Source organism: Holdemania filiformis DSM 12042 (genome assembly GCF_000157995.1).
Taxonomy (GTDB): Bacteria; Bacillota_I; Bacilli_A; order Erysipelotrichales; family Erysipelotrichaceae; genus Holdemania; species Holdemania filiformis.
The window spans coordinates 245,220-253,645 of the sequence record NZ_GG657558.1; the positions used below are offsets into that span (position 1 = coordinate 245,220).

Annotated in this window: 6 protein-coding genes; all 6 read right to left on the minus strand. The window is 43.9% G+C overall.

What is annotated here, in order from left to right; genetic code table 11:
* Window positions 1-65 precede the first annotated feature (65 nt).
* Window positions 66-1,646 carry an O-antigen ligase family protein gene (locus HOLDEFILI_RS11745; RefSeq protein WP_006059935.1) on the minus strand — a complete coding sequence of 527 codons (1,581 nt, stop codon included), beginning with the start codon at window positions 1,644-1,646 and terminating at the stop codon, window positions 66-68.
* Window positions 1,643-3,256, minus strand: coding sequence for an O-antigen ligase family protein (locus HOLDEFILI_RS11750; protein ID WP_006059936.1), 1,614 nt, complete (start codon window positions 3,254-3,256; stop codon window positions 1,643-1,645). The genes HOLDEFILI_RS11745 and HOLDEFILI_RS11750 overlap by 4 nt, the downstream gene beginning before the upstream one ends.
* A 77-nt stretch (window positions 3,257-3,333) precedes the next feature.
* A complete protein-coding gene (locus HOLDEFILI_RS11755; RefSeq protein ID WP_006059937.1) occupies window positions 3,334-4,857 on the minus strand; it encodes a DUF6056 family protein in 1,524 nt (507 codons plus the stop codon).
* 13 nt (window positions 4,858-4,870) lie between these two features.
* Window positions 4,871-6,043 (minus strand): glycosyltransferase, encoded by a 1,173-nt coding sequence (locus HOLDEFILI_RS11760; RefSeq protein ID WP_006059938.1) that lies wholly within the window; start codon window positions 6,041-6,043, stop codon window positions 4,871-4,873.
* A complete protein-coding gene (locus HOLDEFILI_RS11765) occupies window positions 6,021-7,007 on the minus strand; it encodes a glycosyltransferase family 2 protein (RefSeq protein WP_039864846.1) in 987 nt (328 codons plus the stop codon). The genes HOLDEFILI_RS11760 and HOLDEFILI_RS11765 overlap by 23 nt, the downstream gene beginning before the upstream one ends.
* A 76-nt stretch (window positions 7,008-7,083) precedes the next feature.
* Window positions 7,084-8,426, minus strand: a 1,343-nt coding sequence (locus HOLDEFILI_RS19820; RefSeq protein WP_006059940.1) for a hypothetical protein, incomplete at its 5' end; no start/stop codon positions are given.

The following is an 8,426-nucleotide window of genomic DNA, read 5'->3' on the forward strand; positions in this document are numbered from 1 at the left end:
CAGGTTTACAACAATAGACCTGTTAAAATTTTCATTGAAATAAAAGCCATGGTTTCCCATGGCGATCAATTTTTCTGTTCTTTCGGACGCATGACAAGATCCAATAAAACGCCCATCAACAAAGCCATAAACGAAGACGTCAGAAACTGATCGATCGTATGTCCGCTGATATAAGAAGACACTAACCCGCAGCCCAGCGCCATTGCATAGACTAAAACATCCAGCCGGAGCATCTTTTTCCATCGAAGCAGCACGATAATGGCGCCGAAGCAGGTCACCAACAGCCATGGCAAAACCGTCAGCGCGGCGCCGGCATAGCCCATCGTATAAATCTGCTGGGCAAAATCCCGTTCCAACAAAATCGAGCCGTTATTGAAGGTTGAATACCCCATGCCTAAAAACTTTTCGAAGTTAGAAAGCTCACCCCATTTGTAGCTCATGAAAATCTTCTCAATCTGCCGGCCGTTCACTCGCTGTTCCAGCGGCAGTTCCAGGACGTCAACCCAGAACTTCGGATCCGCTGTGTAATAGTACCACTCCATATAATACTGAGTCGGCACGCTGGCCATCAGATTTGCGCGGATTCCATAAGCTTCAAACATAAAACGATAATAATCGCTTGTTTTAAGTTCCGTTGTATTTTCCAGCGAACTTCCCAATTCTCTGCGCAGATAATCATCCTGCAATAAGATCGCGGTGTTCGCCGAATCGATACTCTGATTGACAACCGCCGGTGAAAATGGCAGGATGCAGCCGCTGATCGCCGCGGCAGCAGCGCAGAAGAACAGGACCGTTTTTTCCAGCCGGTTTTCCTTCATGATCAAAGTCGTAAAAAGATACAGAACAAGGAATCCGATCGGGATCAGCACCGTGCCAAACGTGGCGACCCGCGTCGAAAGAATGATCATCGACAAACTATGAATTCCGATCAATGCGCCTAATGCAATCCGCTCTTTCTTTGAGGTGCTGCGCTGGAAAAACAGATACAATAACGGCAGCAGCATAAACATTAAAATACCGACCGTATTTCCTTCTTCAAAGAAAAACTTGGAAGCCAGCTGACGAGGATGAATCTTCGTCGGATCCGCATAAATTCCTAAAAACCAGCTCAGAAACGGAGCCGCGGTCATTCCGGCATACGTCGATTCGCCAAACACAAACAAATCCCCGATAAAGATCGGCAGCGCGATTAGGCACGATAAAGCGACGGTGACCCCCTTTACGATTTTTTCTGTTAATCGAAGATGAACGACTGCATAGATCATTCCGTACGGAATGACCAGCGTCAGGAAATAGGTGATTTCCTTTGATAACTGGAAGAAGAAATTCGGCGTCAGATATAAGCTTTTGTAAATCTGAGCCCCCTGCCGGATATGCAGCAGAAAATAAACTGCCAGCGCTAAGCCGTACAAACCGCCAAACAACAACGTTTTCTTTTTATTTTTATCGGCCAGGAAAAACGTCCATAACACAGCCAGCGGAATGATTAAAAAACGGATAATCGTCGACGGCCGGGGAATTCCAAACTGATCAAAAAACGGATAGATTAAGTAATCCAGATCGATCAAAGGCTGGATGATAAACAAAAGGAGAACGAAGCCTTTCATCGCCTTATGCGAATGAAAAAACGATTTTATTTTCGTCATTGTTTACCCTCCCTTTCTGAATCATCATGAAGACCAAAAACCCGATCCAGCAGAATCGCCGCGATCAGCGCCATAAACATCGTCGTGACAAACTGATCTAACGTATGACCGCTGAGATACGCTGCTCCCAAGCCGCAGCACAGGGATGTAGCCAGAACCATGATCTCCAGGTTCATGCACTTCTTCCATCGCAGCAGAACAAACACAGCGCCGACAACGGTCAGAATCAGCCAAGGGCCTGCCAGCAGGAGATCGCCCAGGTAGCCGAGCGTATATTTTTGTTGGATAAAGTCCTGCTCGAGCAGAATGGAGCCATTCATAAACGGTGTATATCCCATACCAAATAATTTCATCTTGGAATCCGCCATTCCCCATTTCACATTCATGAAATAGGTTTGGAACTGTCGGCCCGTTAAGCGTTCTTCCAACGGCACGGTGAACAACAAATCACTCCAGAAGACTGGATCGGCCTTGTAGCTATACCAATCCATGTAATACATCTTGGGAATACTGGATATCAGATTATCCTCAATTCCGGACTTCTCAAAGGCCTTTAAACAGAATTCTTCATAGGCTTTCGAGCCTGGCGTCAGTTTTAAACGGCCTTCATAGGCTAAAATTCCTTTTTGCAGCAAATCATCGTCACCGCGCACCGCGTCGTCGCTTTGAGCATCACGCTTTTGATTTTGAATGGCCGGCGTATAGGGCAGAATCATCACGCTGACTAACGATACAGCAGCGCAGAAAATCAGCACTATCCCCTTTATTTTCTGATGCCGAAGCAGCAGGCCGTCAAAGAGATAAAGTCCGGCAAAGGCGATCGGGATCAAAAACGCGCCCAGCGACGCTACCCGCGTCGACAAAATCAACATGGACAAGCTCTGGACGATGATCAGCATTGCCCAGGAAATTTTTCCCTTGCGTTCCTTGCTCCGGGAAAAGAAATAATACAATAACGGCAGCAGCATAAATAAGAGAATCCCAATCGTATTTCCTTCATCAAAGAAAAATTTACACGCTAACCGCCGTGGTTCCACTGTTTCATATATCCCGGTAAACCAGCTGAAGAAACTAGCCGCAGTATTGCCCAGATAGGTCGACTGTCCAAAGACAAACAAGTCGCTGATCAAAATGGGAAATGAGATCGTCGCTGACAAAATCGCCGTGATCTGCTTTAATAATTTCTCATTGACCTGCAGCGTCGTAAAGGCGGCGATCAGCCCAAAGGGAATGATCAACGTTAAACAATAGACCAGCTCGCCGAACAAGGAGAACTGGAAATTGGAAGTCAGTCGCAGCAGTTCCGCGGCATTTCTCGTCACCTGGACATGAATCAGAAAATAAACCGCGAAGACCGCGACATACAATCCGCCCAGGATCAGCGTTTTCCGACGATTTTTTCCCTTGTTGTAAAAACATCCGACGATCAAAGTGGGAATCAGCAAATACCGGATAATCGTCGATGGACGCGGCAAGCCAAACTGATTTAAAAAAGGATAAATCAAATAGTCCAGATCTATCATCGGCTGAAACGCCAGAATTAAAAGTAAAATTCCAATCGCTGTTCCCTGCGTAAACCAGGGGCGCAGAAACTCTTTGATTTTTCGCATCAGTCAGCCTCCTTTGTGAAGTTCTGTGACATTGTACCGGTTTTCGTTCCGGTTGTCTAATTTTTTTACGATTGAGGTTATTGTTTCTTATAAAAAACTAATTTTGTCGTTTCCGGCAAACCATAATATTCTCTGAAACTATTCTGATGATAAGTATCGCCTTCCTCAATGTCTGCGGAATGAATGCTTTCTTCCGGCATCCGCGGGATCCAGGCTTCATCATCCTCCGGATGCTCACGATAATACTGCAGAATGGATTCCCGTTCCGACTGAACTTGCGCAACCTGGGTGTAGATTCGCTTCCAAGATAAGCTGCGCTGCAGACACATCCCTGAGCAGCAAATCAGAATCACCGCCGCCTCAGCGGAACTGATTTTAATTTTCGAAGCCACCGAAGCCGTTAATAAGATGATAAAGTACACCGTATACAATGAACTCCGCGGACCATAAATCGGCGAAAGCAGCATCGCTAAATTACACGTTCCCGCCATCATCACCATCATCAATTTTTCTAAACGTTCTTCATCCTGATATAAAGTAAATAAGATCCAAAACAGGTTGACGATATAAAGAATATAAAAGATCGAGCAGAAGATCAAGCCCTGAGGCGTTTCCAGGTCATAAAAGAAACTGAAAACCTCAAGGTTCATTTTCTCGACGAATGTCGGGGCAAAGCAGGCCACAATCGCGATCGTCAAGATGAATCCTTGAACGAACGCCGCCAGCTTATCTTTTTTATTCATCCAGATCCGGTCTACCCAATGATGAATCAAGGCCAGGAATGTGATCAGGCTCAGAATCAGCATCATATATTTATTCGCAATGAATGTGTAATTCAGGAAATTACCCCAGTTCTGCTGGATCTGACCGAACAAGCCCAGCGCAATCCACGCCTGGTTATCCCTTGCCAGCCGGAACGCCGCGCCCGGCGACATCCGGATCAAGGCAAAGCCAAGCACGCTGACCACGAGTCCCGCGCCAGTTAACTTCAACGCGTCTTTTCGCTTGAAATATGCATAAAGCAGCATCAGAAGATTCAGCAAAATACTGGCCGCTGAACAATTTTCCATAGCCAAACCGATATAAAAATTAAGAAGGATCAGCACGGCATAATGTCCTTTTTTTATTTTTCGTTCCGAAAACAAGATATTTTTCATCATCCAGATGACCAGCAGAATCAAAAATAACGGCACGACATAGGTTGTTCCCATAATCCAAGTGTAGGTTTCCATCCGCAGCCGGTCTGCCACCGTTAACATCATCGCGGCAATCAAGACCGCTACGGATAACGGATTACGCTTCGGATTCACAATTTGATATAGCAAAACATAGATTCCTGCGAATAAGGCTGGATTCAGGAAATTCCACAGGCCTTTTCTCGGCGCGACGATGAAGCCCCAAAGCTCCGCGAAATAACGTCCCGACCAGGAGAAATAGAATTCCCACGCTTTGACGAACGGATTTCCGCTCATCCCATTGACCGCGTAGCCCCAATCATCTCCCGCCAGCGGCGTCCTGACGGTCATGTAGTAAAACAGGACAAAGATGAACAAAGCGCCTAACAGCCAGCACCAGGACTTTCCTTTTTTTAATTTTTCCATACATCCGCCTCCGTTATAAAACTTCTGTAAACTTTCGGATGATTTTATCATTCGGATAATGATATCCCTGCAGCTGCCGTTTCATCTCCTGCAGCTGATCCTTCGATTGCAACGCGTTCAACAAGCCTTCGTTCAAGCCTTTCTGGCTATTCTCAACAATCCATCCAAAATGCGGCGCAGTGATCTGTTCATGAACACCCGCAACCTCCGTCGACAAGACCGGCGTTCCGGCAATAAACGATTCATTGATCACCGTCGCGAAGCCTTCATACAAAGAAGGCAGGACAAACAAATCGCAAACCCGGATGTCGGCATACGGATTTGTTTTAAAGCCCAGGAAATGAACGTGCGTCAGATTCAGATCTTTCTGCATTTTCAATAACATCGCTTCCTGCTCGCCGCCGCCGATTAAATAAAGTTCATGTTCAATCCCCTGATCCAGCACATATTTATGCGCCAGCAGCAATCGATCCGCTGCCTTTTGCGGATGAAATCGGATTACTGAAATCACATTCAGTTTTGAAGGATCAATCTCTGCTTGATCTTCTGTTTTTGTCTTTCCTTTTTCTACTTTTTCAGTATTCATCAGATTATGAATCGTTATGACATTCTGAATACCGAAGACCTTTTTATAGGCCTCCGTGGCTTCCGCTGAATCCGCAATATTCAGATCGATCTTCTGCAAAGCAGACTTCACCAATCGCATATGATTTGCGGAGTAATTGCAGACACTGTAATCAGTCAATACCCAATTGACTTTCCGCTTACTATTGCCATAAGCGGTAAAGATTGTACAGAATCCCTCTTTCGCCGCCATTTCCACATCATAGACGCCGGACAACATCTTTTTTCGCTCCTTGAGGATTTTACTGCGGATCAATCCTGTTTTCATGTACAGCAGCAAGCGCAGCTTACTGAAAAGATGCGGAAGGTCTCCCTTTTTCAGTAATTCTTTGAGCGGGCTGTCCACGGCGTTAAAAAACGATGTTCCTTCAATCACATGCACACCCTCTGGGATATCCTGAAGCAGTGTGCCTGTTTTATGTAAGACCAACAAATCGATTTGATATACCTGCTGATCAAGATTTTTCATCAATGTATTTAAAACGCGGGCAACGCCGCCCATTTCCATTTCATCGTTAACAAATAAAATTCTGCGTTTGTCACGCTGATTTTGACCGGTCATAAATACCGAGCACCGCCTTCCATTGTTTCCTCTTCAACAGCGCAATGATCAGTTTTTTCTTCAATCCCGCTGATTTTACAAATGCATCCTGCTCCCAATCCGGATAACACTGTTTTAATTGCTTCATGTTCTCCGCCAAATACTTTTCCCTGTCTTCCGATTCATCAAAGTCCTTGATCCGCAGCGTTGTTAAATCTAATCCATGGATGATATAGCAATGCTTCATTTCCTGAATAAAGTGGTTTTTCAAAGATGTATCATCGCAATGAACCTCTATATATTCAATGACTCGCTGAATCGCCTTATAGATATCAAATATTTTAGGATTTGCGCTGTGCGCGATCGAACCAGACCGCTGATAATAGACATAAAACGCTTCGTTCACTTTTACAATCCGTTCCGCATTAAAGCAGATCATCGGAATCGTTGCCAAATCCTCATACCATTTTCCAACCGGAAATTCAATGTCCTGAAACAGAGAACGGGCAAAAAGCTTATTACAAGCGCTGTTATTCATACGAATTAATTCCGGGTGGGTTTTCACATCCCCTACAGCAAACTCTCCGCCGCTGGCAAATTCAACCCGGCCGTCATCATAGAGATACTCCATATCGCAAACACCGATTTGAGCTCGCTGCTCGACCATCGCCGCCAACATTTTTTCGATCATCGCCGGGCGAATAAAATCATCGCTGTCGATAAACGCTAAGTATTCTCCCCGCGCTCTTTGGATTCCAAAATTCCGGGCGTCGCTTAACCCGCCATTCGTTTTTTGAAGCAAACGAATTCGTTTGTCTTTTTCAGCCCAGTTCTGCATTAATCGATATGACTCATCCGTTGAGCCGTCATCAATTAAAAGAATTTCCAAATTTGAATACGTCTGATCTACAATTGACTGAACACATCGGTCCAGATAGGCTTGTACGTTATAGACTGGAACAATGACACTGACAAGATGTTTCAATTTTCATCACCTTTTATAGTATACCAGAATTTAATTCGGGTTGTGAATTTTTCAGAGAAGAAAACACGTTATAAACTTACTCTTCAGCATTTCGCAATAATGACGGGGTTGAAAAAGCAGCGCACTGAATTGCGAATGAAGCAATAATTAAAATACGATACGTATAAAAATAATGCATAAATGAATGATTCCGCAAAACAAGAATCCAAACTAAGGGGACACATACGAAACAGGTCATTATCAGTATTTTCTGAATGAATAACCGTTGATCGTGAATCAGTAAAGCGACGATTGAAGGAATTTTCATCATTAATGGGATATAGAATAAAAGAGCATAGGGTAAACGCTGCAGCAATTTCAGATTTTTTTCTAATACCATGGAATAGGTTAGTTCCAAATTCTTCACTTCATCGTTAGTACGCAGAATAATCTGTTGGATCGCATCCAGATAAATATTCTCATGAAGAACCAGCGTAGCTACAGTCCACTTCCCCACCCACATCAGGGCATAACCACCGATCCAGGCGCAGGCTATCGCCGCAAAAGTGATCAAAGATTCTAAAATAGTCGTTTTCTTTTTACCGCTGAATAACAAAAGAACCGCCGGAATTCCAAACGTAATCAGAGGATAAGTCAACAGGTCAAAGTAATTGGTCACCACTCCGATCATGAAAAAGAAATAAATCGCATTTTTTCTTTGATCCAGGTTCTCTCGGAAATGAAATAATAGAATCGTCGCAATCAATGTGATATACACAATGAACGAATACTGTAAGCAATAGGCCGTAGCGACAGGCATTAGAAAGACAAAAGCAACTAATAAGGGGATCACTAGCTTCCTGCCGCCCTGTTCCGCCATTGTTTTTACAGCCAGACCTAACAAAAGGATTTGTAAAAACAGGTTTAAGATACGAAAGTCGAGATAGGTCATCGAAGACAATGCCAGCTTTAGCGGAAGCAGGTATCCATGCCAATAACGTGCATAGGCGTAGACCTCTTTTCCTTCTGTCTTTTCTTCAATAAGATCCAGAAAGCTTTGTTGCATCGTTTGGTCCTCGTTGAAATAGTGATGCGCTGCCACCGCATTAACAAAGTTATTTTGATCACTCTCATAAATCATCGTGTTCATCATCAGAGCATCTGTATATAAATCCAGCATGGTGGCATCATCGTTTTCGATAACCCTGAAATATTCCGACTCCATTTCCTTTTCAAAAACTTCCAAGTTCTCTTTAAGATTTTCTTTTACAGGCTGAACAGGAAGTGAAAAAGCGATAGTGTTCAGAGCCAGACCGCTCACTATCGCTATCAATAAAATCAAAATCAGATTTCTTATCATTTTTAATGTGTTCATATTTGTCATTATAGAGTTTCTGAGTATTCGAGTCAAATTAAGATTTTCTAAACTTTTTTGAATTT

Coding starts and splice junctions, on each gene's coding strand:
- HOLDEFILI_RS11745 (WP_006059935.1), bottom strand. CDS start 1,646: ATGACGAAAATAAAATCGTTTTTTCATTCGCATAAGGCGATGAAAGGC.
- HOLDEFILI_RS11750 (WP_006059936.1), bottom strand. CDS start 3,256: ATGCGAAAAATCAAAGAGTTTCTGCGCCCCTGGTTTACGCAGGGAACA.
- HOLDEFILI_RS11755 (WP_006059937.1), bottom strand. CDS start 4,857: ATGGAAAAATTAAAAAAAGGAAAGTCCTGGTGCTGGCTGTTAGGCGCT.
- HOLDEFILI_RS11760 (WP_006059938.1), bottom strand. CDS start 6,043: ATGACCGGTCAAAATCAGCGTGACAAACGCAGAATTTTATTTGTTAAC.